Annotated in this window: 24 protein-coding genes, 1 rRNA gene and 3 pseudogenes; 13 read left to right on the top strand and 15 right to left on the bottom strand. The window is 59.4% G+C overall.

Annotation, left to right across the window (positions count from 1 at the left end):
• Positions 1-27 precede the first annotated feature (27 nt).
• A complete protein-coding gene (locus tag ACP7D9_RS26200) occupies positions 28-306 on the top strand; it encodes a hypothetical protein (protein ID WP_157830927.1) in 279 nt (92 codons plus the stop codon).
• A gap of 230 nt (positions 307-536) precedes the next feature.
• Entirely contained in the window at positions 537-734 is a 198-nt protein-coding gene (locus ACP7D9_RS26195; protein WP_157830926.1) for a hypothetical protein, read from the top strand.
• A gap of 421 nt (positions 735-1,155) precedes the next feature.
• Here the strand turns inward: ACP7D9_RS26195 and ACP7D9_RS26190 are convergent, their stop codons facing one another.
• Complete coding sequence (locus ACP7D9_RS26190; RefSeq protein ID WP_157830925.1) at positions 1,156-1,365, bottom strand: hypothetical protein; 210 nt, start codon at positions 1,363-1,365, stop codon at positions 1,156-1,158.
• A 1,232-nt stretch (positions 1,366-2,597) separates the two neighbouring features.
• On the opposite strand from ACP7D9_RS26190, the gene ACP7D9_RS26185 reads away from it, so the two are divergent.
• Positions 2,598-2,798: a hypothetical protein gene (locus ACP7D9_RS26185; protein ID WP_101161837.1), complete on the top strand. Its 201-nt coding sequence runs from the start codon at positions 2,598-2,600 to the stop codon at positions 2,796-2,798.
• A 78-nt stretch (positions 2,799-2,876) separates the two neighbouring features.
• Here the strand turns inward: ACP7D9_RS26185 and ACP7D9_RS26180 are convergent, their stop codons facing one another.
• The 3 genes from ACP7D9_RS26180 to ACP7D9_RS26170 form a co-directional block, all read right to left on the bottom strand.
• Positions 2,877-3,506 carry a hypothetical protein gene (locus tag ACP7D9_RS26180; RefSeq protein ID WP_426160048.1) on the bottom strand — a complete coding sequence of 210 codons (630 nt, stop codon included), beginning with the start codon at positions 3,504-3,506 and terminating at the stop codon, positions 2,877-2,879.
• Positions 3,507-3,902: 396 nt separating this feature from the next.
• The gene (locus ACP7D9_RS26175; RefSeq protein WP_426160047.1) at positions 3,903-4,127 is read right to left on the bottom strand and encodes a SymE family type I addiction module toxin; all 225 of its coding nucleotides are present in this window, start codon (positions 4,125-4,127) and stop codon (positions 3,903-3,905) included.
• 80 nt (positions 4,128-4,207) lie between these two features.
• The gene (locus ACP7D9_RS26170; RefSeq protein WP_426160046.1) at positions 4,208-4,600 is read right to left on the bottom strand and encodes a helix-turn-helix domain-containing protein; all 393 of its coding nucleotides are present in this window, start codon (positions 4,598-4,600) and stop codon (positions 4,208-4,210) included.
• A 469-nt stretch (positions 4,601-5,069) separates the two neighbouring features.
• On the opposite strand from ACP7D9_RS26170, the gene ACP7D9_RS26165 reads away from it, so the two are divergent.
• The 4 genes from ACP7D9_RS26165 (at position 5,070) to ggt (ending at position 8,838) form a co-directional block, all read left to right on the top strand.
• Complete coding sequence (locus ACP7D9_RS26165) at positions 5,070-6,215, top strand: S-type pyocin domain-containing protein (protein ID WP_426160045.1); 1,146 nt, start codon at positions 5,070-5,072, stop codon at positions 6,213-6,215.
• Between the two features lie 9 nt (positions 6,216-6,224).
• A complete protein-coding gene (locus ACP7D9_RS26160) occupies positions 6,225-6,494 on the top strand; it encodes a bacteriocin immunity protein (RefSeq protein ID WP_130888171.1) in 270 nt (89 codons plus the stop codon).
• Positions 6,495-6,541: 47 nt separating this feature from the next.
• Entirely contained in the window at positions 6,542-6,790 is a 249-nt protein-coding gene (locus ACP7D9_RS26155; protein WP_426160044.1) for a bacteriocin immunity protein, read from the top strand.
• A 215-nt stretch (positions 6,791-7,005) separates the two neighbouring features.
• The gene (gene ggt / locus ACP7D9_RS26150; protein WP_426160043.1) at positions 7,006-8,838 is read left to right on the top strand and encodes a gamma-glutamyltransferase; all 1,833 of its coding nucleotides are present in this window, start codon (positions 7,006-7,008) and stop codon (positions 8,836-8,838) included.
• 70 nt (positions 8,839-8,908) lie between these two features.
• Here the strand turns inward: ggt and ACP7D9_RS26145 are convergent.
• From ACP7D9_RS26145 to ACP7D9_RS26130, 4 genes and pseudogenes are all read right to left on the bottom strand, one after another.
• Positions 8,909-9,040, bottom strand: a pseudogene (locus ACP7D9_RS26145) (flavin reductase); the annotation flags it as partial.
• Between the two features lie 242 nt (positions 9,041-9,282).
• Positions 9,283-9,720, bottom strand: a pseudogene (locus ACP7D9_RS26140) (methyl-accepting chemotaxis protein); the annotation flags it as partial.
• A 102-nt stretch (positions 9,721-9,822) separates the two neighbouring features.
• Positions 9,823-10,509, bottom strand: a pseudogene (locus tag ACP7D9_RS26135) (PAS domain-containing protein); the annotation flags it as partial.
• A gap of 205 nt (positions 10,510-10,714) precedes the next feature.
• Entirely contained in the window at positions 10,715-12,028 is a 1,314-nt protein-coding gene (locus ACP7D9_RS26130) for an MFS transporter (RefSeq protein ID WP_426160042.1), read from the bottom strand.
• A 332-nt stretch (positions 12,029-12,360) separates the two neighbouring features.
• Here ACP7D9_RS26130 and ACP7D9_RS26125 point away from each other — a divergent pair, with 332 nt between their 5' ends.
• A complete protein-coding gene (locus ACP7D9_RS26125; protein WP_426160041.1) occupies positions 12,361-13,779 on the top strand; it encodes a short-chain fatty acid transporter in 1,419 nt (472 codons plus the stop codon).
• Between the two features lie 157 nt (positions 13,780-13,936).
• Complete coding sequence (locus ACP7D9_RS26120; RefSeq protein ID WP_426160040.1) at positions 13,937-15,103, top strand: hypothetical protein; 1,167 nt, start codon at positions 13,937-13,939, stop codon at positions 15,101-15,103.
• Positions 15,104-15,164: 61 nt separating this feature from the next.
• Here the strand turns inward: ACP7D9_RS26120 and can are convergent, their stop codons facing one another.
• Positions 15,165-15,809: a carbonate dehydratase gene (gene can, locus ACP7D9_RS26115; protein WP_039761245.1), complete on the bottom strand. Its 645-nt coding sequence runs from the start codon at positions 15,807-15,809 to the stop codon at positions 15,165-15,167.
• A gap of 140 nt (positions 15,810-15,949) precedes the next feature.
• Between can and ACP7D9_RS26110 the strand changes: the two genes are divergently transcribed.
• The gene (locus tag ACP7D9_RS26110) at positions 15,950-16,354 is read left to right on the top strand and encodes a serine kinase/phosphatase (RefSeq protein WP_426160039.1); all 405 of its coding nucleotides are present in this window, start codon (positions 15,950-15,952) and stop codon (positions 16,352-16,354) included.
• Between the two features lie 118 nt (positions 16,355-16,472).
• Here ACP7D9_RS26110 and rimI read toward each other — a convergent pair whose 3' ends face one another.
• Both rimI and ACP7D9_RS26100 read right to left on the bottom strand, forming a co-directional pair.
• Positions 16,473-16,925 carry a ribosomal protein S18-alanine N-acetyltransferase gene (gene rimI, locus ACP7D9_RS26105; protein WP_101161820.1) on the bottom strand — a complete coding sequence of 151 codons (453 nt, stop codon included), beginning with the start codon at positions 16,923-16,925 and terminating at the stop codon, positions 16,473-16,475.
• Positions 16,918-17,676, bottom strand: coding sequence for an energy transducer TonB (locus ACP7D9_RS26100; RefSeq protein WP_426160133.1), 759 nt, complete (start codon positions 17,674-17,676; stop codon positions 16,918-16,920). The genes rimI and ACP7D9_RS26100 overlap by 8 nt, the downstream gene beginning before the upstream one ends.
• 242 nt (positions 17,677-17,918) lie before the next feature.
• Between ACP7D9_RS26100 and mksB the strand changes: the two genes are divergently transcribed.
• From mksB to mksF, 3 genes are read left to right on the top strand one after another with little or no spacing between them, the layout of a single operon-like run.
• Entirely contained in the window at positions 17,919-19,199 is a 1,281-nt protein-coding gene (gene mksB / locus ACP7D9_RS26095) for an Mks condensin complex protein MksB (RefSeq protein WP_178081233.1), read from the top strand.
• The gene (gene mksE, locus ACP7D9_RS26090; RefSeq protein WP_203419496.1) at positions 19,189-19,890 is read left to right on the top strand and encodes an Mks condensin complex protein MksE; all 702 of its coding nucleotides are present in this window, start codon (positions 19,189-19,191) and stop codon (positions 19,888-19,890) included. The genes mksB and mksE overlap by 11 nt, the downstream gene beginning before the upstream one ends.
• Positions 19,887-22,727 (top strand): Mks condensin complex protein MksF, encoded by a 2,841-nt coding sequence (gene mksF / locus ACP7D9_RS26085; protein ID WP_101161814.1) that lies wholly within the window; start codon positions 19,887-19,889, stop codon positions 22,725-22,727. The genes mksE and mksF overlap by 4 nt, the downstream gene beginning before the upstream one ends.
• 118 nt (positions 22,728-22,845) lie before the next feature.
• On the opposite strand, the gene ACP7D9_RS26080 is transcribed toward mksF, so the two are convergent.
• From ACP7D9_RS26080 to rrf, 4 genes are all read right to left on the bottom strand, one after another.
• The gene (locus tag ACP7D9_RS26080) at positions 22,846-25,149 is read right to left on the bottom strand and encodes an MlaD family protein (protein WP_426160038.1); all 2,304 of its coding nucleotides are present in this window, start codon (positions 25,147-25,149) and stop codon (positions 22,846-22,848) included.
• Positions 25,142-25,765 (bottom strand): paraquat-inducible protein A, encoded by a 624-nt coding sequence (locus ACP7D9_RS26075; RefSeq protein ID WP_101161810.1) that lies wholly within the window; start codon positions 25,763-25,765, stop codon positions 25,142-25,144. The genes ACP7D9_RS26080 and ACP7D9_RS26075 overlap by 8 nt, the downstream gene beginning before the upstream one ends.
• A complete protein-coding gene (locus tag ACP7D9_RS26070; RefSeq protein WP_101162251.1) occupies positions 25,752-26,411 on the bottom strand; it encodes a paraquat-inducible protein A in 660 nt (219 codons plus the stop codon). Before ACP7D9_RS26070 ends, ACP7D9_RS26075 begins: the two co-directional genes overlap by 14 nt.
• Before the next feature lie 148 nt (positions 26,412-26,559).
• Positions 26,560-26,675: ribosomal RNA gene (gene rrf, locus ACP7D9_RS26065) — 5S ribosomal RNA — on the bottom strand.
• Position 26,676 lies beyond the last annotated feature (1 nt).

The following is a 26,676-nucleotide window of genomic DNA, read 5'->3' as shown; positions in this document are numbered from 1 at the left end:
GCCCGAGGACACTCTATGGCTCACACCATGACCCCCAAGCGATATTACCGAGCTCTGCAACGCGGGAATGACGCCTACATCGATGGACACTTCTACAACGGACGATTCTACGAAGGCAATAATCTCGTCGGGCAGATCGACGATGATGGCGCCTTCCGTTATTTCGAGAGCAAGGACGACGGTCGGCCAACCTTCCCGGAGCACATCGCGGGTTATGTCGAAGGGCTGGTACTGACGCTGAAGGACGGATCGATATTCGACGTGATCGAAGTGGAATCTAAATCGAGCAGCACGCCAAAGGCCTGACCGGCCTTGGAAACAATTACGAGCACAGTGCGGCTTGAGCAGGCTGAGATGTCAACAATTGTCACGTCGGCTCCCGAACGCGTCGTGCGATGTCAGGTTTTGTCAGGTTCATCCGAGCGTGCAACCGCTGATAGACGTGACAGGTCATCAATATTTTGCACAGCGACACTCAAGGCAACTTTCGCCTCCGTCAGGATACTGTCCGCTTCATCTTGGGTAACGATTTCGCAATGAACAAACGCTCCCAGGGTCCTGAGCAGCTGATCGAAGTGAAACTGCGGATTCGCCGATCCAGCAAGGATGATTTGGATTTCCGCGTGGGCGTAACTCAGAACTTTATCGTGAAGCCGATCACCGGAAGTCATAAGCCGCGCTCTCCATGGAACTACACCATGGACGCCAAACGGTTCGATTGCACGGTTTATTGATGCGTTTCCACGTCTGGGTGGGGCTGTGATTGGCTGCTGGTGTAGCGCGAACAACGCGCATTTGGTGGCCAGCCTAATAGCTGGCCCGTACGCGCTCGATGAGTTGAATCGAGTCTCTGCAGTACATCATCCACTTGCAGCATCCGGACGAGGTAAAGGCCTCGCTGCGCCTCGAGCTGTCTCAGCACAGCACGAACTGCCAGGCGGAGAGATATTGCCTCCGCCCGCAGGCTCTTGGCCTGCTGAGCCTCAGCGAAGAGGTTGCGGGCGGCGATCAAATTATTCGTCATTTTTCCATTCGTCCAAAGCCGGGGCCATCGATTTCACGTCACAGATGTTCACAGAAGACCGAGCCAGCAAAAAGCGGACTCAGGCGAATTGACGAATGGTTTCCGGTATCCACGCTGGTATCCACCATCTGTTAGCAAAAGTTAGTACGCGCAGCATTGATCTCAGGTCGGCATTTGGGCCAGGCATCCAGCCAGTGACCATTCGCGGTGACCATCAGTAGTGACCACTCCCACCGGTCACCGAATGAACCTTCGCGCACGTCTTCACGCACGATCTTCACGCACCCAGAAGCCCGCGAAAGATGATCCAAAACTGGATCATCTTTGATGGCAGCGAGCATTACTCGGATATCCCCTGTGGGAGCGAGATTCCCAACGCTGGTACGCAGCCCGGTACGCACGATCAGTACGCGCCTGGCACTGGAGCCGCCACCAAGTTCGCACCGATGGTTCGCACCTGGTTCGCAACCACCATTGCGCGCGAACCGTCGCCCCCGTGCCGACCTTTCGCGACAAAGTCGTAAAACCCCGGTCTGGCGCCCCGGCGTCACCGTTATCCAAAGTTATGGCTGGCGCCTGAAGGTTTCCACTATGGTTTCCACCATAAGCAGTGGGTTTTTCTGGAAACCTGCGAACCGAACGGCATATTGCTCTTCAGGACGGAGTGAACGTTTTCCCCCATTGGGGAAACACCCCATGAATGAGCGCAATAGCCGCGATCTCGGGTGGTGGACTCAACACAGTGTGGTGCTTTTGCCACGCCCCAGCGCCGTGGCTACTTTGACCACGCTTTGACGGAATGTGAGACAGGCATGAGACGGAATCAAAGGCCGGCGGGCGTCAGGGGCTTGTTCCGCCTTGGCCACGTCAAAGTGGGGAGGTTGACCGTCTCACACCCCTGACAGATCCCTGACGGATTCTGGACAGGATTTGGACGGATTGACCGGGCGCATTTTGATTGGTGGTGGACGGGCGCTACGGCCATCAAGGCCGGGCCAGCTCTGAATGCTGACAGCGATAGCCGAGGCGTCCAGAACGGATGGGGTTGTCACCGCGCAGGCGATGTCAAAATCCTTGACCATCCTTGACGGAGCCTTGACCAAACTTTGGACAGGTCTTGACGGTTTCCCCTAGGGCAGACCACAACCGGGCACGACAAACCCGCGCATAGCATGGCCTGCGGCGATTCGCGCGGCCCCGTCGACGCCCGTCTCGTCAAGAATTCAAGATCACGCCCGTCAAGGATGAACGGTAGATGGACAGGCCAGCGCCCAAGAGCCGGCCGCGCCACCAAATATTAGACAGGCATTAGACGGATTCCGGCCAGCAGGATACCGATCAGTTGCCGGGAGGGCTTGTGGTTCGCGGCTTCTGGCGGTGACGGCATGCCGACGCGCTCCGGTCTCGTCTAGTCTCTTGCGGGCGCCTTACCTCCTGACAGCAGGCCGGAGCAGGCGGCATCTAACTACCGAGGATTTCTCGGTAGTTCGATTGCGCACTGATAAACTCTGCAGATCATCGCTGGCGCCGATCCGGTCCAGCGCCAGCATTCCGCAAGCCAGAGGACAGCGCCGTGTCTGTGATCGATTGCGATTACCTGCCAACCGAGAAAGTGAAGATCCCCGCCGAGCTGGCGCTGCTGATCATCAGAAAGGCCAGCGCCATGGCGGCTACCTTCGAGGAGCAGGCGCTCGATCAACTGACCAAGGACGCGCGACGAGCGCTCAGGCAAGGCGCAGACCCGCGGAAGGTCATCAGGGAAATGAGGCTGTGACCGGTAGCGGCATGCTGTCCGGAATACTGGTAGTACCTGCCCTACCAAAATGGGAGCGGAGAAGTTGCGGCATCAGCCTCAACCGAACTTCTGCTCCAGTTTTGCAAGTTTACTTCGCAACTTGTTCGCCTCAGCCGTCACCGGTGCGTTGAGTTCCGAAATTGCGGAACTCCACGCGATAACCCCGGCTGGTGTATTCACGTAACCTGACTCGTCGGCAAAACGGTAAAGCGAAAGCACTCTAGATTTCATAAAACCGCATATGACGGTGAGCTCAACGCCGTTGCGTGCTGCAACTATGTCTACCGCTTCGCAGCTTTCTCGCAAAAGCTTGAACAGCGTTTCAGTGGTAATTCGATCGTCAGCAACAGCCTTCGTAAAACGGCCATCGGGATCGGACTGGAAACGGAAGAACAGGTTAATTCCAGAAAGTGAGAGATGCGATTCGAGGCGGTGAAATGCCACCATCGCCTCCCATATCAGGGCGAGATACTTTCCGTGCCTGATCTGGCGTTTCCAGACATTAAACCCAAGAAGCGCGACGGAGGCGGCAATCAGCCCGGCTATGCCTCCCAAGAAAGATCCAACGTGATCCAGCGTCTCAATTCCACCTTGGAGCCCGTTGGCAAGAATGATTATTATCAACTCCAGCACGACGACTACAACCAAAAGCGCCCCATTGAGCATCCCTGACAATTTATCCAACACGGCACTGATTCCTGTGAGTGAGACGGTATAGTGAGTCGGCAGGGTCAGACTGAAAACCCGTTCGAAAGCCGGCGTAGGATTTGGGAGCACTCAATCTCTGTCAACCGATACGGACTTGCGCTGGGGCGATCTGGACGTGAGCCTGTACCGTTCGTCGGCGACAGGTGAGCAGCTTCGATGGTGGATTTAGGTCGACGTTGAACACACCGAAAACAGCCCAGCAGACGGCGCCGTGTATCCCCTGGTGTATCCCTTTAATATCGCCACAGAAAAATATCTAATGAATACAGTAGCTTAGATAACCAGTTCAATTGCCTGTGTAGCCACCAAGTACTAAAAACGGCTTACCGAAAGGTAGGCCGTTTTTTTATGCCTCGAGAAAAGTCGACGCGACTCTTATTCCGCTGTAATCACCAGGCACCCTTTCATCACTCGCACTTTGACGTTCTCGTTCACCTCGAATCCCGCCTGCCTTAACCACAGTCCGCGTAGCCTGATCCAGGGCACCGGTTTGGCGGGGCTGTGAGGTTTATCCTTTATGTTGACCGGGTAAAAGTCTGCGGCGATTTTCAACCGGCGTTCAGTGATGGGGGTTGATGACGTATGATCGGCCTTAGCCATAATTAGCTCCTTCTTAGCTGCTTGTGGTTAGCGGGGCCAAAGTGTTGGTAGCACCTTGGTTCCGCGTTCTTTGAGTTACTTCAAACTTCTCTTTCTTCGTTGCTTGTCTTGCTCGTTGCTTGGGCGATCAGGGCGTCGAGCATCTGCGCTACGACCTTCTGCTGGACTTTCGGCAGCTCATTGATGGATTGCAGCCGTCGATACCACGTCGAGGTCAAGCTGCGTCTGGGCGTTTCCATGTACGAGGGAACCCCGAGCAGGTCTTCAACGGGAACGCGAAGCGCAAATGCCATCTTCACCAGTGTCGTGAGCGGCATGCTGCGCGTGCCCTCCTCGTAGCCCTGAAAGGTTTGCCTGGAAAGACCTAAAGCCCGTGCAAACCGAGTCTGTGTGATCTCGTGCACCGTGCGGAAATGTGCAATGCGACTGCCCAGCGCCACCAGAAAATCACGATCCTCATTGGAAATGCTCATGACAGCGGCCGACTGAAAATAAAATCGAATGGCAACGGACTCATCCTCTTCATCTGATATCCATCCTGGAAAAACTGCAGGAACCATCCTCAGGCAACGCCGTGTAGGCTGTCGACCTGAATAAACTGTAAGAGAAATCCGGCGTAATCAGCCATTCAAACGAAAAGACTACAGCCGCGACCGACGATAATTTCGCCTGAACCAGGCGCAAAACCGCTGGACTGAGATAGCCCTGTAGGAAGCAGGCTTTGCTCACGTAAGAACTGGATTTTTCATAACTTCAAGCACCCATCCCTCTCTCCCCGAACTGCCCTTCGACCGACAAGCTCCCCTGGCTCGATTCAGCGCCATACAGGGAGTTGGCATGCCTCGATTCAAATCTCTTTTCGACGAAGACTGGGCATGGGCACGCGACTCCGGCGGTGCGTCATGGGGCGGGTGGTTGCCACCTCGAGCGCCGGAGGAGCCGGTGTATATCGAGAAGGATGAGTGGCCTGCGCCCAAGCCTCGCGACGACAGGGTATTTGCCAAGTCCTGCACGCCAGACAACTGGTGTCGCACGGACGCTGGCACTGCCAAGGAGCCAGCCAGCAACTTCGGCAAGATCATGGTCGCCGGCGCCATGCTCATGCCCTCCGCCAGTACCGCTGTCGCGACGGCAATAGGCGCCGACCTGGCTTTGGGGCGTCTGGCCGGCGGCGGGATTTTGCAACAGCGCCTGAACTGGGCCATCCGTGGCGCCGGCGGGCCGGCCAGCGTGTTCGTGCTGGGAATGCTGCCAAGCAAAATGGCCGACGGCACGCTTCACACAGACGAAGAACTACGCCGCATGAGCCGCGCCACCACGCGCGTGCGCTTCCAGTTTCGTCGAGATGCCGGAGGCGTCGTGCGGGTCTACGGTATCCACTCCGGCGCCTCTGGCGACGACGCCGTACGCACGGTGAACGTCAAGTGGAACGCCGACAAGACCGCCATGGAGGCCAATCTCAACGGCATCACCATTCTCTGGACGCCGCAACGCGGGCCGCTGGGGTCGATGCCTCCGCTGGTTTACCCCGACCACGGCGAGGCACTCGACCCGATCCTCGTCCACCCGATCCCGGACAATACCGATAGCCAGATTGAGGGTCTGCCGGGCGAGGATGTAGCGGCCGAGGATTGTATTCTGGTGTTCCCGGCGGACACCGGGCTGAAGTCGTTGTATGTGGTTTATTCGAGGCCGGCGAGGCAGACGCCGGGGATCGTTACGGGGGTGGGGGAGGATATGGGCGGTATTTGGCTTGACCATGCTCAAGCTCAGGGTGGCGCCCCTATTCCAACCAGCATCGCCGATAAACTCAGAGGGAGCGAATATTCTAGTTTTGATTCGTTTAGGCGGGCTTTTTGGGCCGTTGCCTCAAAAGACAGCGCAGTGGCACAACAGGTCAGCGAAGATAATCTACGACGTATGCGCAACGGAAATGCGCCCCGCGCCCGCTTAGGTGATGCAGCAGGGAAAAGGATCTCTCATGAGATTCATCATGTGGAGCCGATATCCGAAGGTGGTGATATCTACAACGTAGATAACCTATGGGTCTACACACCCAAAAACCATGTCGACGTACACCGTAAATAAGGGCATACCATGAGCGACCCATTCATCAAAAGCAGCTTTTCCGACTATACCGAGCAGGATTTCATTGATCTCATAGATGAAATAAGAAAGGAAGATATAGCGCCGACAGATCTCCGTGCAGATGCATTGATACTGCACTTCAACAAGATAGTAGGACATCCGAGCGGGATGGATCTGATCTACTACCCCGAGCCCGGAGCAGATACAACATCTGCCGGAATAGCTCGTACAGTCATGGCATGGCGCGAAGCGAATCGACTACCTGGGTTCAAGACATGAACCCTGCCGCCCGTTTCATTTGAACTGTGGAACTTCAACTTGAGAACGTGACTAACATATCCGACTACACCGAAGCAGAATTCTTGATATTTGTGCAATCTGTTCTTGCAGCCAACACAAGCCCAGACGAGATTCTCGATCCGCTATTGTTTGAATTTGTACGTCTGTGTGAGCACCCAGCGGGCACTGACCTCATCTATTGGCCCGAGGATATGAAACAACAAACAGCCGAGGGCATTACCAAAATTGTGAAAGACTGGCGCTCTACCCGTGGTCTGCCGGGCTTCAAGCAATAAATTTTTGACTCACTACCCCTGCACTACTCTCGAGAAGATCGCACCGCCTGAGCTACCGCTTTCGCGGACAGGCTCGCTCCCACAAGGGCATCGTTTTCGGCCGATCGATTGGCGCGGCCGCTGAGCGGGAGTGCTGCAATCCCCACCCGGTTTGCACCCCGCCCGCCCGGTCGATAAAGTCCCCAGGACTTCTACCCCACGGACGGAGAGCCCACGTGTTTCCAACCTTGCCCTTGAGCCGCTTTCGCCTGCCAGCCCTGACACTGCTTGTCAGCGCTCTGACCCTCACCGCATGCAACGCCCCACCCTCTTCTTCCTTGCCACTAGCACCAGAAGCTGCTTCCGGCTACCGCACTGATCTGCAAACCCGCCACGCCAATAAACACATGGCTGCCGCAGCCAATCCGCTGGCGGCCGAAGCCGGGCGGGAGATGTTGCGTCAGGGCGGTTCCGCGATTGATGCGGCCATTGCGATGCAGGCGGTGTTGACGCTGGTTGAGCCGCAGTCTTCCGGGATAGGTGGCGGTGCGATGATCGTGTTGTGGGACGGCAAACAGGTGCGCACCTATGACGGCCGCGAAACGGCGCCGGCCGGGGCCACCGAGAAGCTGTTTCTGAATGCCGACGGTAAACCGATGGCCTTTACGCAAGCACAGATCGGCGGGCGTTCGGTCGGTACGCCCGGGGTGTTGCGCGCGCTGGAGCTGGCGCATCGGCAACACGGTCGCCTGCCGTGGGCGAAGCTGTTTGAGCCGGCGATCAAACTGGCCGAGCAAGGCTTTGCGATTTCCCCGCGCCTGCATTCGCTGCTGACCGTTGATCCACTGATACGCCAGTCACCGGATATGGCCGCGTACTTTCTGAATGAGGATGGCAGCGTCAAAGCGGTGGGCACGCGCCTGCAGAACCCGAAATTGGCCGCCGTGTTCAAACGCATCGCCAGCGAAGGGGCCGATGCGCTGTACAAAGGCCCGATCGCCGAAGAAATCGTCGCCAAGGTTCAACAGCACGCCAACCCCGGCAGCCTGTCGCTGAACGATTTGCAGCGTTATCAGGCCAAGGAGCGCGCACCGCTGTGTACCGACTACAAGCGCTGGCAGGTTTGCGGCATGCCGCCGCCGTCGTCGGGCGGGATCGCGGTGGCACAGACTCTCGGCACGTTGCAGGCGCTGGAGACGCGCGACCCACGCCTGTCGCTGGCCCCGCTTAAACCAGTGAAAACCAATAAGCCGGCCGGCATCGAACCGAATCCACAGGCCGTTCATTTGATCGCCGAGGCCGAACGCCTGGCCTACGCCGACCGTGCGCAATACGTGGCGGATACCGACTTCGTCCCGGTCCCGGTCAAAGGCCTGATCGATCCGGGCTATCTGACCAGCCGCGCCAGCCTGATCGGCGAGCGCAGCATGGGCAGCGCCAAACCGGGCACACCACCGGGCGTACAAATGGCCTACGCGCCGGACCGTTCGCCGTTGCGCATCTCGACCTCGCAAGTGGTTGCGGTGGATGACCTCGGCGGCGCTGTGTCGATGACTACCACCATCGAAGCCGCATTCGGGTCGCACCTGATGGTTCAGGGATTTCTGCTTAACAACCAGATGACCGACTTCTCGTTCATCCCCGAAGAGAACGGCCACAAAGTCGCCAACCGCGTCGAACCCGGCAAACGCCCGCGCTCGTCGATGGCACCGACGCTGATCTTTGATCGCAACACGGGTGAATTCGTCGCCACGGTCGGCTCGCCGGGCGGTTCGCAAATCATCGAATACGTCGCCAAAACCACCATCGGTCTGCTCGACTGGAACCTCGACGCGCAAAGCGTCATTAACCTGCCCAACTTCGGCAGCCGCAACGGCCCGACCGAACTGGAACAGGGGCAATTCAGCGCGGCGCTGATCAAGACATTGAAGGACAAGGGCCATACCGTCAGCGAAATCGACATGACCAGCGGCACCCAAGCGATCGTGCGGGTGAAGGACGCGCAGGGCAATGCAACGTTGACGGGAGGGGCCGATCCCCGGCGCGAGGGCGTAGCGGTAGGGGATTGAAACACTGCATTGAAAAAGGCCTGCCGAGCGGCAGGCCTCTTCGCAGGAGTAAATCAGACCGCCAGCGACTGCCGTCCACCCCATCACCAATCATCAGGAAATGCCCGCCCGCGACATGGTGCAGCGTGTGCAAACCAGCGTGTCCTTCGAAATGCCAGCGGCCATCGCCGAACGCTCGTTCGTCGGCCCGGGCGGCACTGACCAGAACGGCGGGCCCATGATTAAGCAGGCGTTAGGCTTTGTTCAGGGAACCGGGCGTCGGTGGGCGTCGCTCGGCTATCTGCTCCGCAGGAGCCGATTGGAGCCCCCGATCGCGTAAATAATCGCTGACGAAAAGACTTATGGGAGCGGGCTTGCTCGCGAATGCGTCAGATCAGTCAATTCACTGCTGAATGACATACCGCCTTCGCGAGCAAGCTCGCCCCCACACCTGATCTGTGTCGATCAGTGAGAGAGCTGATTGGCAAACTGGCCCACCGCATCCACCACTTTCTGCGCACCGTCCTGAATCTCGACGATCACCGTGCCCGCTTCCGCCGCCAGCGCCAGGCCTTGTTCAGCCTGAAGCTTGCCGTCGGTCATCAGGGCCACGGCGCTACGGGCCATTTCCTGGTTCTGCCGTACCACGCCGACGATTTCGTCCGTCGCCTGGCTCGTGCGCGAGGCCAGTTGCCGAACCTCATCCGCGACCACGGCAAACCCACGGCCCTGTTCGCCGGCCCGGGCGGCTTCGATGGCGGCGTTGAGCGCCAGCAGGTTGGTCTGTTCGGCAATGCCGCTGATCGTTTTGACGATCGTGCCGATCACCAGCGACTGCTCGTTCAGCGCCTCGATACCTTCGCCGGCGGCTTGCATGTGCCGTGACAGGTCACGCATCACGTTCACCGCTTGGGTGACCACCGTGGTGCCGCGTTGGGCGGTGCTGTCGGTTTGTTGCGAGGTGCTGTAAGCGATGCTGGCCGCGTCGGCAACCGCCTGCTCGCGGTTGACCTGATCGGTGATCACCGTGGCGAACTTAACCACTTTGTACAGTTTGTCGTTGGCATCGACCACCGGGTTGTAGGACGCCTCCAGCCACACCGTACGACCATGGCTGTCGATACGCTTGAAGCGGCCAGCGACAAATTCGCCGCTGTTCAAGCGCCGCCAGAAGTTCTGGTATTCGGCGCTGTTGTACTCTTCCGGGGCGCAGAACGTGCGGTGATGTTTGCCCTTGATCTGTGCCAGGCCGTAACCCATGCCGTTGAGGAAGCGATCATTGGCGCTGAGCACGTTGCCGTTGAGGTCGAATTCGATGACAGCAGTGGAACGCACCAGCGCGCCGATCAGGTTTTCATGCTCGCGGGAGGCTTCGATGGTGCGGGTCAGGTCACTGGCGTAAAAGGAAATATGCCTGATCCGGCCATCAGAGGAGCGCACCGGCTGTACGATTGAACGCAACCACGCTTCGTCGCCGTTGCCGCGCAACAATCGCACGGCGCCGGCGAAATGCTCGCCACGGCTCATCGAGTTCTTGAAACGCTGATGGAATTCGTCGGATTTGACGTGAGCCGGGACGATGTCTTCAATTGCCCGGCCGACCAGGTCCTGGCTCTTGTAGAGCATTTCATCGAGAAAATTCTGGTTGACCGAACGAATCCGCCCGTCGGGCTCAAGGGTCAGCGCGAGCATTTCGCTTTCCAGGCTTTCCTTCACTTGCACAAGGCTGGAGAGTTCTTCGCGGAGAGCGGCCAGCTCTTGCTTCAAGCGTTTATTGAACATGGGAAAGCACCGATGGCAGGGTTGAAAGCGGCGTACAACCTAGCCGTCGGCCTGGCGGAGTTTTTCTAAAGCCAGCGCAAGACCCGTCAGTCGAAAATAGTCCAGCGCTCTCGGCTCAGGCAGCACCGGCAGCCTGACACGGCCCCGTGCGCGGCATGCGCGCACCGAAATACGCTGCCGTCAGAATCCCCACCGCACCCATCACTGCACAGAACATCACGCAAATCCATGGGCTCCATGGCATCAGACCGATCAGCAGCAGTGGTGTGAAACTCGCCCAGGCGGCGTAGGCAATGTTGTAGGTGAAGGAAATGCCTGACACGCGAATCCGCGCTGGGAACAGCCCGACCATCACCGAAGGCACCGCACCGACGACTCCGCAGGCAAGACCGGCGACTGCATAGGCAATGCCGATCCAATGTCCGCCGAGGATCAGACAGCCATACAACACGCCAATCCCCAGCGGCAGCAACAGGCTGTAAAGCCTGACCGTGCGCCAGGCACCCATGCGATCGACCAGCAGCCCGGCGATCACGCAGCCGATATTCAGGAAAACGATGCCCAGGGCGCTGAGGCCGAAAGTGTGGCTGGCAGTCATGCCAAAGGTTTTCTGCATCATCGTCGGGGTGATCACAACGAACACCACCACTGCCGAGGTCAGCACGCAGGTGAGCAACATGGCCGGCAACATGGCCAGACGATGCTCACGCAACACCGTGCGCAACGGCAGCTCGACCCGCGCCTCGCGCTGCGCCTCCATGGCCATGAACACCGGGGTTTCGCTGAGCCAGCGGCGCAGATAAACGCCCACCACGCCGAATACGCCACCGAGCAGAAACGGATAGCGCCAGGCGTAATCGAGAATCTCCGCAGGAGTGAACACCTGCGCAAGGAAAGTCGCGGTGAGTGCGCCGATCAGGTAACCGAAGGTCAGTCCGGCCTGCAAGAATCCGAGTGCGTAACCGCGATGGCCGATAGGCGCATGCTCGGCAACGAACACCCAGGCGCTCGGCACCTCGCCGCCCACCGCCGCGCCCTGCAGGATGCGCAGCGCCAGCAACAGCAACGGGGCGAAATAGCCGATCTGCGCGTAGGTCGGCATGATCCCGATCAGCAGGCAAGGCAGCGCCATCATCAGAATGCTCAGGCTGAAAACCTTTTTGCGGCCCAGCCGGTCGGCGAAATGCGCCATCAGAATCCCGCCCAGTGGCCGCGCCAGATAACCGGTGACGAAGATGCCGAAGCTCTGCAGCAAACGCAGCCACTCGGGCATTTCCGGCGGGAAAAACAGCTGGCTCAGGGTCAGCGCGAAGAACACGAAAATGATGAAATCGTAGATTTCCAGCGCCCCACCGAGCGCCGCAAGGCCGAGGGTCTTGTAGTCGGCACGGCTGAACGGCGCCGGTCGGGCTGGAGAAGTGGCAGTCATGACAAAGAACTCAGATATCGGCAAAAACCAAGGCGCCCATGGTCTACGCAAATACGCGGATCGACAACCCGTCAGACCATCGTCTCGGTTTGCGAAAACCCGCTCAACAAAATGGCCGCGCTTGATTTACTGTTAGTGCCTGTCTGCTGGAGCACAATTTACAAACCACCATAAATCCCTGTGGGAGCGAGCGAAGAGGCCGGTACATTCAGCATCACTGTTGACTGACCTGACGCGTTGGCGAGCAAGCTCGCCGCTCCCACAGAGGCGGTGTCAATGCTGAGATTGTGGCCATAGACCAAAATAACCATAAAAAATCCGAGGTACTTCCCGTGGCCGTTGATATCGAAGATAGCCGCTCCGCGCGCTTTGCCCTGCGCTGTTCAAATTTTGCCGAACGCTGGTTTCCCGACTCCTGGGTGTTCGCCGCGTTGGCCGTCATCATCGTTGCGCTGGCCACCCTGGCCATGGGCGCCAAACCCACCGCTGCGGCGATGGCCTTCGGAGACGGCTTCTGGAGCCTGATCCCGTTCACCATGCAAATGGCCTTCGTGGTAATCGGCGGCTATGTCGTCGCCAGCTCGCCGCCTGCCGTCAAACTGATCGACAAACTGGCACGCATCCCGAAGAACGGCCGCTCCGCCGTGGCCTGGGTGGCGTTGATCTCGATGGTTGCATCGTTGCTCAATTGGGGTCTGTCGCTGGTGTTCGGCGGGCTGCTGGTGCGCGCCCTCGCCCGCCGCACCGATCTGAAAATGGATTACCGCGCCGCCGGCGCTGCGGCATACCTGGGACTTGGCGCGGTGTGGGCGCTGGGCTTGTCATCGTCGGCCGCACAGTTGCAGGCCAACCCGGGCAGCCTGCCGCCGTCGATCCTGTCGATCACTGGCGTGATCCCGTTCACCGAAACCATTTTCCTCTGGCAGTCCGGCGTGATGCTGCTGGCGCTGATCGTGATCTCGATCATCATCGCCTACGCCACTGCGCCCGGTCCGAACTCGGCACGCGACGCCGAGGCCTGCGGCATCGACCCGGCCTTCAACCTGCCGCCGCTGCAACCGCGCACTCGCCCCGGCGAATGGCTGGAACACAGCCCGTTACTGATCATTGTGCTGGTGCTGCTGGCAGCGGGATGGCTGTTCCACGAGTTCTCGACCAAACCGGCGATCACCGCGATTTCCGGGCTGAACACCTACAACTTCCTGTTCATCATGCTCGGCGCGCTGCTGCACTGGCGCCCGCGCAGTTTCCTCGATGCGGTAGCCCGCGCGGTGCCGACCACCACTGGCGTGTTGATCCAGTTCCCGCTGTACGGCTCGATCGCTGCGTTGATGACCACAGTCAAGGGCGCCGATGCGCAAACCCTCGCGCATCACATCTCGACCTTCTTCGTCAGCATCGCCTCCCACGACACCTATGCGCTGCTGATGGGCGTCTATTCAGCGATTCTCGGCTTTTTCATCCCGTCCGGCGGCGGCAAATGGATCATCGAAGCGCCCTACGTGATGCAAGTCGCCAATGACCTGCAATACCACCTCGGCTGGGCAGTGCAGATCTACAACGCCGCCGAAGCCCTGCCGAACCTGATCAACCCGTTCTACATGCTGCCGCTGCTGGGCGTGCTCGGGTTGAAGGCGCGGGATCTGATCGGCTTCTCGTTCGTGCAACTGCTGGTGCATACGCCGCTGGTGCTGCTGTTGTTGTGGGCGCTGGGGACCACATTGGCGTATACGCCGCCGGTGATGCCGTAGCGCAAACGAGCCAGGCCTGTAGGAGCGAGCGCTCGCTTGCACAGGTCTGGCGTGGAAATCATGAAATCCACACTCGACCGCTTTTCTGTCAAACACCGCTGATCCACTATGACGCGCCCCCAAATCGAGGGGAACCCACGCTGAAATGGATCTGAGCATGTTCAAACTCGCAGGATTTACCCTCGTTGCACTGACGCTAAGCGCCGCCGCTCACGCCGATGTCGACGTGAAACTGGGCAGCACAGAGCGCGTCACCCGCCTCTTCGCCTACCCCAACAATTGCAGCGTGATCTGCTTCCGCAACTGGACGCTGGAGCAGACCGTTGCTCATTACCTGAGCCAGAGCGTGCAGCGTGATGGCTACGCCGATGCCAAGGTGCTGGTGAAAACCGATAACGATCAGCTCTACGCCGAGATCACCGGAGTGCCGGACGGCTATGACAAGCCGCTGTCGGCGTTGCTCGACGCCGGCGATCTGGCTTACGCCGGCGCCAGCAAGCTCAATGCCGAGGGCAAATGGACCTACAGCTGGTATTTTTTCCTGCCGCTGGGCATGGCCCTGGAAAATCGCAAAAGCGTCGAGTTGCTGCACTTTCCGCCTGACTACTCGCTGACCCAGGCGCAGGACTATCTGCGTTCGAACACCACCGATCGCTGGGCGTCTTTGCTGACCACTAACGGCATCCCTGCCGGGCAGACGCCGGCTTATCAGACCATCATCGACATCGCGCCGATCGCCGCGCCGTCCAGTGCCGGCGGGGATCTGGAGGACGTCTACGACTACTTCAAGGCCTACCAGACCACGCTGGTCAAGCAGTTCAGCCAGACCGCCAGCGGCGCGACGCTGCCGATGGTCGCGTTTGGGGCGCCGGTGCGCAACTGGATCAAGGAACAATATGGGCCGACGGTCGGCGTATTGGGTCTGGCAAGCATCAGTCCGAGCGAAGGGGTGAATGTGCCGGTGCTCGGCTCGAATCATCCGAGCTATATCTGGTACGCCGCTGATCCGAAGAGCTATACCGGCGACGATGCCCAGGCCAAGGCTGACGCCGCAGGCCTGAAAGTCATGGGCCAGGATTTGAGCGCGGCTTGCTGGCAGGCCGGGATGGGCAGCGAACCGGGCAGCAATGCGCAGGCCACGCTGAACAGTTGCACGCAAACATGGCAGGTGACGCAAAAGGTCACCACGTGCGAGTTGTTCTACACCTCGATCCGCGATCTCAGTGCCGAACAGGCCGCCGCCAAGTGCGCCACGCCAGCGGTCAAGAAACAACTGCAGCAGCTGAAAGCGCCACTGCCTGCGGCTGCCGCGCCGGCTCTGTAATCGTTGCCGGAGCAACCTCGCGCCAGCCAATGCTGACCCGGGATTACGGCAAAAGCCGCGGTTATGGTGCGCCGACCGGGCGCAAGCGATATTGCGGCGGCAATTGCTCGAAACCGCTGATGGTGGTGTTCAGACTTTTCCAGCGACCGTCCTTGATGCCGTAGATGCAACCGTGTATCGACAGTGGCTGGCCGCGATGCCAGGCGTTCTGAATGATGCTGGTGTGCGCAACGTTGGCCACTTGCTGGATCACGTTGAGTTCACACATCCGGTCGACCTGCTCTTCTTCGGTCGCCAACTTGGCCAGCTCTTCGCGTTTCTCGTAGTACAGATCACGGATCGACCGCAGCCAGCCGTCGATCAGGCCAAACTGGCGATCCTGCATCGACGCACGCACACCGCCGCAGCCGTAGTGGCCAGTGACGAGGATGTGCTTGACCTTGAGCACGTCGACGGCGTACTGGATCACCGACAGGCAATTGAGGTCGGTGTGCAGCACGACATTGGCGACGTTGCGGTGTACGAACAGATCGCCCGGCAGCATGCCGACGATTTCGTTGGCCGGGACACGCGCATCGGAGCAGCCGATCCACAGGTATTCCGGTGTCTGCTGGCGCGCCAGTTTGGCGAAGAAGTCCGGGTCTTCCTTGGTGATCGCGTCAGCCCAACGCTCGTTGTTATCAATCAGGTCTTGTAGATCGTGCATGTTTAAGGCCTCCAGAAAGATGCGCAGGTTTGATAGACGACCACCCGTCGAAGTCACGCCGCCAGCGCAAAGTGTTTCCGTTGGAATTCTCGCGCGCCCGGTGAGTCCACTCAGTAAGGCCCACAGTATGAGGATTTGCCATGACTGATTCACGACGCCCTTATGATGCGGTGCAACCGGAACCCATCGATGATAACGAAGACCGCATGGGCTCGGTGCACGAGCTGGATTTCGACGACGAAGAGCCCAGCGCGAAGATCGGTGATGAGCTGCCCGAGCGTGAACGAGAACAGCTGATGCCGGCTGAGCGGGTGCGTGAGGCGGGTCTGACCGGGGCCTCGGTGGACGATCACCAGCCGACTGACGATGACCTGAGCCCGGAAACGCTGATTCGCGAGGACGGTGCACGCGATGCCGAGGAAGTCGGCGAGGGTAATCCGGCGGATTGGGATTTGAGCGAGGTCGGGGAAAATGACATCGGCGGCGGTGACGGGCTGGATGAGGCGGAACTGGCGGACCTGGATCCGCTGAATGGCAAGCGCTGATCAGCTGATTGAAAGTCGCTCCATGTAGGAGCTGCCGAAGGCTGCGATCTTTTGACTTTTTTTGCAAAATCCAAAACAAGATCAAAGGATCGCAGCCTTCGGCAGCTCCTACATGGCATCAGTCGATGAGGGTACAGGCCATCACGACCGCATCCTCACGTCCACCCACCGCCGGATAGTAATCGCGACGCCGGCCAATCTCATTGAAGCCATAACGCTCATACAACTTGAACGCGGCAGTATTGCTGTCGCGCACTTCGAGAAAACACTCCCGAGCCTCAGCGGCATACGCTCGCGACATCAAATGCTCAAGCAAGGTCAGCCCCAACCCACGCCCCTGATTTTCCGGTTTGACGGTGATATTGAGCAGATGCGCCTCATCAAGAATGATCTGCACCACGCCGTGCCCGACCTGCTGCTGCCCTTCGAACATCAGCCAGATCTGATATTTGCCCAGGCCATCGAGAAAAATCCCGCGGGTCCACGGATGGCTGTACGCGGCGTATTCGATCTTCAACACAGCGTCCAGGTCCGCCTCGGTCATCGGGCGAAAGGTTACAGCCTCACTCATCGGATTGTTTCCAGCGCGCCATCAGCCGACGCATGGCTTGCCACACAGCAGCCTTGCGCTGTGGCTCTTCCATTAACAGTTCCAGACCGGGAATGGCCCAGGCCAGGCCCAGACCTTCGATCTGCAATTGACTATTGAACGCTTCGGCGTCCGCTTCACCGGCGAACTTCACCGCTGGCAAGCCGATCAACCATAAACAGGCGCAGGGTGCTGCTTCCATCTGTACCGAGAGGAAGCCCTGCACAAAGTCGCGCGCCGCTTCCGGGCCTTGATCCAGGGTGCCGCGATTGAGCCACGGCCAGCGCACCGGTTCGCCGACGATCTGCGGTGCATCGGGCAGACCGGCGGCGCGCAGCATGTCTTTGAGCAGCAGGTAGGCGGGATCGCGACTTTGAAACGCTTCGCCTGTGGGTAACTCGACCAGCAGCAGGCAGCGCCCGGCGCGCAGCAGTTGCAGGGCGAAACGCGGCGGCGGCACTGGCGCAGGTTTGGCCACCACCGGCGTCTCGTCGACGTCTTCCACCGGTTTCGCGCCGTTGCGGGTGCTGGCCAGCGACGGACGCGGCACTTCGATTTTCGGCCGCTCGACCGGCCGCTCCACCGGATGCGCGGCAGACTGCCCGGGTGCTTGGGCCTGAGGCGCCGGTGCAACCGGGACCTCAAGCTCAGGCTCAGGCATTTCCAGCAGCTCGGGCCGCGACGGTGCGGCGAAAGGCAGTTCGGTGCGCGGCAGCCAGTTGACCACCTGCATGGCGTTCAGATAGGCGCGGCGGCGGGACTCGATAAGCAAAGGTCGGCCACTTGTGGATAACGGAAAGTGCGCTGATTCTACCGCCCTTCGCGCAAGATCGCTTGCTGTTGATCGATAGCCTGTGCTGCACCGCGCCGCTGCGCTTTGAGCAAAGAATGCGACAGCCCGTCCCGAGAGTGAATCGCCGCGCCTGTGATGCAGTACAATCGCCGCTTTTAATTGCCAACCAGCCGGCCATTCCGATGATCGAACCCAAGCGCGTCTTGCGCGCCCTCGCTGAACACTGGGCACTTCTGGAGCCATTGTGCGAGCACTTCGACCAAGGCACCCTGAGCCTCAACGAACTGCGCACGCAACTGGCCGCCCAACAACTCGACAGCACGCCGCAGGACATCACCAGCCTGCTCGATGTGTGGATCCGCCTCGACATACTGGTGCCGGTGGCGAAAAGCCCGAACCGTTTCGAGCTGAACGCGCAGATCCACGACTTCCTGGCCTACCTGCGCCGCGAACACCGGCTGGGCCTGTGCCTGGAAATCGAAGCCTACCTGCGTCACCTCGAACGGCTGGCCGGTTACATCCAGGACGCCTTCGACGTACGCGACGGCAACGACCTCGCCCGCCAGTTGCGCCTGCTCGACATGCGCGTGCGCGACGTACTGAAAAAGCTCGACAACGACGAACAGGCGCTGGTCGCCGTGGCTGAACGCGCCAAGACCAGCGACCGGCAGATTCCGCTGCGTCAGCGTTACGCCGAAGTACTGGCGACGTGGGACGAATACGTCGAGCCGATGATCGATCTGGTCAACGCCGACGGCGCCTTCGAACAGGGCGTGCGCAAGGTCGAAACGGTGCTGCTGAAAATGCTCAGCGAACAGCAGCGCCTTGGCCATCTGGTCGATGACGACATGCTCCTGCGCACCCACGCGCGCATTCTCGAAATGCAGACCAGCGCCCAACTCACTCTGCGTCACGCCCGCGAACTGCTGCTGCCGCTGCGTGAAGAAGCACGCCGGCACAACGCCGTGACCCGAGGTGCTGCGTTGGCCCTGGCGGCGATTCGCCGTAAAGGCATCGACGCCGTGCCGCAAGCGGCGATGCCATTGTTCACTCGCCCGCAAAGCACCTTCCTCGGCAGCGCCAGTCAGGTCGAAGCGTACGTGTATGCGCTGGCGCGTTTCGAGCCGAAACCGGCGCGCTTCCCCAAGGCGCACAAGACCCAGAAGGCTGGCGATGCCCCACGTGCACCGCGCACCGTGCGCGAGATGGTCGACCGTTGCGAAGAGTCCCTGCCGATGCCGGATCTGATGACCTGGCTGCTGGAGCAGGAACCGGACGGCGCGACCGACGAATTGCTCTACTGGTTCTCGCGCCTGTCGCGGGAAAAACGCTTCAAGCGCGAGCGTCTGGAACGCCGCGAATACCACACTCACGAGCATCAGGTCAGCCTGCGCTCCTTCGCCCTGCTCTCGGCCAGCGACACCGCCGCCGAGAATTCTGCGAGCATCCCCCATGCATCTTGATCTTTCCGAACTGTCGCAACTGGCGCCGATCTTCCGCGAGTTGTTCAAGGGTTACCACGTCAGCCGCCGCGACCCGGAGCTGTACACCCAGCTGTCGAACTTCCAGGACCAGTACCGCACGCTGTTCAAGGCGCTGGGCTTTGAACTGGTCTGCGACACCCGTGGCTTTTATTACTTCGTGCCGGACATGGCCGCCGCGGCGGTGAACAAGACCGCCCAGCGTCTGGCGCTGTTCACCTTCATCCTCGTCGAGCATCTGGCCGATCAGGGCCGCGACCCGATCGCCGTGCTCGACGGCGGCAGCCTCGGCCGTGAAGAACTGCCGTCGCTGCTGGATAAATACCGCGACCTGTTCATTCAGGCCGAAGTGCAGACCGTTGAAGAACTCGAAGAAAAGATCATGCGCCGCATGACTCAACTGGGTTTCGCCGGCGAAGAAAACGGCGTGTACCGCTTCCTCCCACCGATGCACCGTTTCCTCGACGTGTGCCTGTCGGTCCAGCAGGACCGCGATCTCGCGGCCAGCGTGCACAGCGTTCTGCCGCTGCCGGCACCGGTGCTGATCGATGAAGCGGCCGAAGCGAAATTCCTCGAAACCGACGATCCATTGGATTTGAGCGAATTTGAAGAAGAAAGCGAAGAAGACGCACTGGCCCGCGCCATTGCCGAAGAACAGGAGTCCGACGCATGAGCCAGGAACGCTACGGCATTCGCCGCTTTGCCCTTTTGAACACCGCCGGTTACAGCCTCGGCCTGTTCCCGCTGGAAGAACCGCTGTCGGTTTACGGCGCGAACAACCTCGGCAAATCGGCATCGATCAACGCCTTGCAGTTCCCGATTCTGGCGCGCATGTCGGACATGAGTTTCGGCAAGTACAGCCTTGAACAATCGCGGCGCTTCTACTTTGCTTCTGACACCAGCTACATCCTCGTCGAAGTCAATCTGCCACATGGCCCGCACGTGATTGGTGTGGTCGGTCGTGGCCCGGGCGGTGGTTTCGGTCATCAGTTCTTCGCCTACGCCGGCAAGCTCGATCTGGCCCATTATCAGAAAAACGATACCTGCCTGCGCCAGAAAGAGCTTTTCAGCAACCTTGAGAAAGAAGGCCTGAAAGCCTACGAACTCAAGCCTGACGAACTGCGGCGTTTGCTGGTCGGCGGTCACACGTCGATCCCGCTCGACCTGACGCTGATCCCGCTGCGCTCGACCAGCGAGCAAAGCCTGAAGACCTTCCGCGCGTTGTTCATCAACCTGCTGCACATGCGCGAAATCACCGCGGCCAAGCTCAAGCAATTGTTCCTCGATGCCTTCGAACACAGCCTGCGTTCTGGCAGCGTCGATTACATCGCTGCCTGCGAAGAAGCCTTCCGCGATGTACGCCGCATGGAACAGGACTACAACTCGCTGGTTGCCGCCGGCCCTTTGGTTGAGGCACTGGCCAACGGCGTGAAACAGCGCGACGTGCTGCGCGGCAAACTGCATCGCCTGTCGCCGCTGCTCGATTCCCTGCTCGGCACCTGGTCGGACTACGCCACTGCGCGCAAGGAAGAGCTGACGATTCAGGCTGAGCACTACCGTCGCGAGCAGGACGATCTGCAAAACGATCAGCGCGGCGGCACTCAGGAACTGATGCGTCTGGAGCGGGAGATTTCCGGGATCCAGCGCTGGCTCGGCGAGCTGTCGGTGCTGAAGAACCGCTTCGCGCTGGTCGATGACGTCAAAGTGCTCGAGCAACAATTGCTTGCCGCCAAGGACGCTCACGACGAACTGGCCGGTGCCTTGGCGCAGTCGCGTCAGTTCAGCGCCGAGGATCTCGAAGAGCGTCTGCGCGATCTGGAAAAACGCCTGAAGTCGGTGAAGCAGCAACTCGATAATGCCGACAACAACAGCTACGCTCGTCTGCGCGAAGAGTTCTCGCAACAGGACGTCGAACGCCTGATGCGTCTGTTCAACAGCGCGCTGTTCAGCCTGCCGCTGGGCGAACACGGCATCACCCTCGACGAGAACGGCGAGTGGGTCAAATCGGTCGAGCTGATTCTCGATGGCTTCAAGGGCGAGCGTTTCGAAGTGCCAGGCCTGTCGATCGACATCTCGCACATCGAGCCGCCGGCCCTGCAAGCGCTGGCCGACCGCGCCGCATTGCGCGATCAGAAAGAGCGTCTGGAAAAAGAACTCAAGCAACTGAAAACCCAACAAGCCGTGGCTGCCGACCGCGCCGCGAGCAAGACCCAGACCGAAGCGCTGTACCAGCAGGTGCTGGACGCGCAGAAAGCGCTGGAGGATTTCCGTCGCACGCAAACCCTGAGCGCCGAAGAAAGCGACAAGCTCGAACAACTGGCGCAGATGGAAGCCGCGCAGGACGAACTCAAGCGCTCCAGCGATGCCTTCACCGAACGCGTCCAGCAACTGTCGGCCAAGCTGCAACTGGTCGGCCGCCAGATCGCAGACATGGAAGCCAAGCAACGCACGCTCGACGACGCCCTGCGTCGTCGTCAGTTGCTGCCGGCGGATCTGCCGTTCGGCACACCGTTCATGGACCCGGTCGACGACTCGATGGACAACCTGCTGCCGCTGCTCAACGACTATCAGGACAGCTGGCAGGGCTTGCTGCGCGCTGACGGTCAGATCGAAGCGCTGTATGCCCAGGTGCGCCTCAAAGGCGTGGCCAAGTTCGACAGCGAAGACGACATGGAGCGCCGTCTGTCGCTGCTGATCAACGCTTACGCGCACCGCACCGATGAAGCGCTGACCCTGGGCAAGGCGCGCCGCGCGGCGGTCACCGACATCGCACGCACCCTGCGCAACATCCGCAGCGACTACGACAGCCTCGAGCATCAACTGGCGTTGTTCAACCGCGAAATCAACAAGCGTCAGGTCTCCAACCTGCAGAGCTTCCGCATCGTCCTCGCGCCGAACAAGGAAGCGCTCAAGCACATCGATCAGATCATCCACAGCGCCGGTCAGTACGAAGAAGGCGAAACCCTGTCGGTGTTCGACCTCAGCCAAAGCGCCGAGCAGGACAACAAGAACGAAGAGGCCAAGGAATACCTGGCACGGCTGGTGGCGGCGAACCACAACCAGCTCGGCCTCAAGGACTTGTTCGAACTGGCCTTTGAGATCACCAAGGTCAACGGTCAGCCGGTGATCCACACCGACATCGACGGCGCGGCCTCCAACGGCACGACCATGACCATCAAGGCGCTAACCAACATGTATTTGTTGCTGCACTTGATGGACCGTGACCTGGCCGGCCGCGTGCGCCTGCCGTACTACCTCGACGAGGCAGCGGACATCGACGAGAAGAACCAGGCCGCATTGCTGGAGACCAGTCTGCAACTGGGCTTCGTGCCGATCCTGGCGAGTGTGAAGCCGCAGGTCTGCGCCAGTGTCGCGATCGACCTGGAAGGCGGCAGCGGCCCGGCGGGGATCTACATCGATGAGGCGGACTGGAAATACATCCGTCGCCATGATGTGGTGAAGGCCACGTTGAACGTGCAAGCGGACGAGCCGGAGCTGGATGCGGTTTGATCGGCTTTAGCTGAAGGCAAAAAAAAGGGCCGCGATCTGATCGCGGCCCTTTTTTATGGTCTGGATTTTGTGTTGATTTGGCTGGCCCCTTCGCGCGCAGGCTATTCGACAGACGCCACTACTTACCCAGCGGAATCTTCGGCGCCCAGGTCAGCCATTCATCCTCAAACTTGTCGAACAACGGGAACGTCTGCTCGGCTCGCGCCGGATTGCCCATGCGTTCGCCATCCGGTGTGGCGAAGGCGATGCCGCCCTGAATCAGCGTCTCCAGCGATTCGGTGCGCACCGTGACACCTTTGAACAAACCGTAATCGAAGCCCACGCCGCTGGTGTTCCAGAAGCGGCTGCCGCTGCGCACCAGCGGCGCGTACTTCGGCTCGATCAGGATGTGCACCAACACTCGGTCAGCCGTTTGGCCCAACTCATAACCGGTGACCTTGCCGACGGTGATTTCACGGTAAGTTACCGGCACTCCAGGCTTGAGCGAACCGCGACGTGCAGCGCTCAAGACCAGATTCAAACCGGCTTCCTGTTTAGTGACTTCCGGCGCTTCAGCCAAAGCAACGAAGTTTTTCTGCGGCCCGAGATTTTTCACCGCAGGCTGGACTTCGATGTATTTGCCGGTAACCAGCGTTTCCAGATTCTGCGTCTTGATCAGCCCCAGTTCCGGCTTCACCACCCAGAACTGACTGCCGCCCCGGGCGATCTTCTCCGGCACTTCGGTGATCCGCGCGGTGAGGATCACAGACTGCATGTCGTCGGTGAGATCGACGCTTTCAATCTTGCCGACATCCAGCCCCTTGAAGCGCACCGGCGTGCCGCTGCTCAAACCGTCGGCGCGGTCGACCTTGATCGTCACCACTGCGCCTTTCTTGTTCGCCTCATCGTGATCTGCAAACAGGCGGAAGCGTGGGATGTGCTTCTTCAGCGGCGCATTGGCCTGCGGCGTTTCGAAAGCAATCCCGCCGGCCATCAGCGTTTGCAGGGATTCACTCTTCACCTGAATGCCGCCGGTCAAGCCACCCGTGAGGGTAATGCCGCTGACGTTCCAGAAACGCGTGGAGGCGTTGACCAGGTTTTCGTATTCCTTCTCGATGTGCACGCCGATGACCAGTTGCTTCTTGGTTCTGGAGAACTGGTAGCTCTGCACCGAACCGACCTTGACCTGCTTGTACAGAATCGGACTGCCGACATCGATCGAACCCAGCGAATCGGTAAACAACACCAGATGCAGGCCCGGCGAACGCAGATCCAGCGGCGGTGCTTTCGGTCGCGCCTCGAATTCGCGTTTCGGCGCAGCGCCTTTGTCGCCCGGACGCACGGCGATGTAGTTACCTTTCACCAGCGCTTCCAGGCCGGTGATACCGGCGAGGGAAATCGACGGTTTGACCACCCAGAACTGCGTACCCTCAACCAGATAATCTTCGGCCAGCGGATCAAGGGTCAGCTCGGCTGTAGCGCTGTTCAGGTCAGGATCGACCTTCAGCGCTTTCAGATTGCCGACCTGAATGCCCTTGTACATCACCGGCGTGCGACCGGCCTGCAGGCCTTCGAAATCGCTGAGCTTGACCTTGACCCGGATCCCGGCAGCGGCGGCGTCGAAGTCTTCATAGAGACGGAACGGCAGGCTTGGATCCGTCGCCGGGCTGTCCTTGCGATTCTCCGGCGTGGCGAACGCGATACCTCCAGCGACGATGCTGGCCAGGGATTCGCTGCGCACTTTTACCCCGGACAGATTGGCGTCGATACTGATGCCGCTGGCATTCCAGAAACGGGTGTGTTTGCGCACCAGTTTGGCGTAGGTCGGCTCGATGAAGACTTTCAGTTCAACAGTGCTCTGATCTTCGGACAGTACATAGCTTTTGACCTGACCGACTTTGATCTGCTTGTAGAACACCGGGCTGCCACGATTCAACGAACCGAGACGATCAGCCTTGATGGTCAGGTGCAGGCCCGGCTTGGCGTCGGACAGCGGCGGCTCTTCGGCGAGTGCCTTGAACTTGCGCACCGGCTCGCCTTCACCGGGGCTGATCGCCACGTAGTTGCCCGAAACCAATGTTTCCAGACCGGTGATACCGGCCAGGGTCACGCTTGGCTTGACCAGCCAGAACCGCGTACTGGTTTTCAGATACTGTTCAACGTCCTTGTTCATTTCGATGGTGGCGATAACCCCTTTGGAGTTGCCTTCATCGTCAAGTTTGAGCGTCTTGACCTTGCCGACCGGCATGCCCTTGTAGACCACCTCAGTCTTGTTGGCCTGGATACCTTCGCCACTCTCGAAGCGCACCTGAATTTCGATGCCGGTTTGCGACCAGGCACGCCAACCGAGCCAGCCGCCAATGATCAGCGCGATCAGAGGCAGCACCCAAATGGCCGACCAGTTCGAAGCCGGTCGGGTTTTCGCTACAGGCAAATCAGTCATGGTCGTCGTCCGACTCCGTGTTATCCCAAATCAGTCGGGGATCGAAAGTTACTGCGGCGAGCATCGTCAGAATCACCACAGAGGCGAAGGCGACGGCGCCCATGTTGGCTTCGACGCTGGCAATCCGGCCGAAGTTGACGACCGCCACGAGAATGGCGATCACGAAAATATCGAGCATTGACCACCGACCAATGAACTCGATGAAACGGTACATCCAGATGCGCTGACGGGCCGACAATGGCTGCCGTCGTTGTACCGAAAACAGCAGCAACGCGATGCCGACCAGTTTGAAAGTCGGCACCAGAATACTGGCGATGAACACCACACTCGCGATCGGAATCATGCCGTGCTGCACCAGTTCAATCACTCCGGACATGATGGTGCTCGGCTCACCCTGGCCCAGAGAGCTGACCGTCATGATCGGCAAGACATTGGCCGGGATATAGATGATTGCTGCTGTAATCAGCAGCGCCCACGTTCGGGTCAGGCTGTTGGGGCGGCGAGCGTGAACCTGAGCGCCGCAACGGGTGCAGTTCTGCTCATCGGTGTCTGCTTCCTGCCTGTTCAGCTCGTGGCACTCGGTGCACACCAGAATGCCCGCATCAATCGCCCGCATGGGCATCCTCTCCTGATAATGCCTGCCAGATCTGATGCGGTGACATCACTACCTCCAGCCAGACTTGTACGAGCAACAAACCGATAAAACACGCCAGGCCAAGGCCGACGGTAATCGCCGCCATATCCGCCAATTTGACAATCGCGACGAGGACGCCCATGAGGTAGACCTCAAGCATGCCCCAGTCTCTGAGGTGGTGGTAAATACGATAGAGCAGCAAGCCATAACTACGGCCGACGTCGAAACGAATCGTCAGCAATACAAACAGCTGGCACAGCAACTTGAGCAACGGTATCGCCATACTGCAGAGGAAGACGACGATCGACACACCTTGCATGTCGGTGTTGAACAGGCCAACCACGCCGCTCCAGACGGTATCCTGCGAAGATTGCCCGAGGATATTGAGTTGCATGATGGGTAAAAAGTTTGCCGGTACGTAAAGTAATAACGCCGCGATCACTAGGGCGAGGCTGCGCTGCACCACGTTATGGCGGTGGGCATACAACTCATAACCACAACGCGGACAGAGGGCTTTCTCACCATGGGCAAGCGTCGGCTTGCGCATCAGCAGGTCGCACTCATGACAGGCTATCAAGTCTTCCAGCGGTAAATCTGACAGCCCGGGGGTGTCAACCGATTCTGACATACAGGCTCTGACTCCGAAAAAGAAGGGGCTATTCTAGTGTTCTGTTTCGAAAATAACTGTGCAATTTTGTTCGCCATGTCTCTGAAAAACTTTCTCGCAGGCAAAACAAAACCCCAACTGCTTACGCAATTGGGGTTTCGGAATTTAATCTTGACGATGACCTACTCTCACATGGGGAAACCCCACACTACCATCGGCGATGCATCGTTTCACTGCTGAGTTCGGGATGGGATCAGGTGGTTCCAACGCTCTATGGTCGTCAAGA

This window comes from Pseudomonas sp. TSRC2-2 (genome assembly GCF_049897785.1).
Taxonomy (GTDB): Bacteria; Pseudomonadota; Gammaproteobacteria; order Pseudomonadales; family Pseudomonadaceae; genus Aquipseudomonas.
Note: the sequence above shows the minus strand (reverse complement) of the source record. Positions and strands in the feature narration are given on the sequence as shown.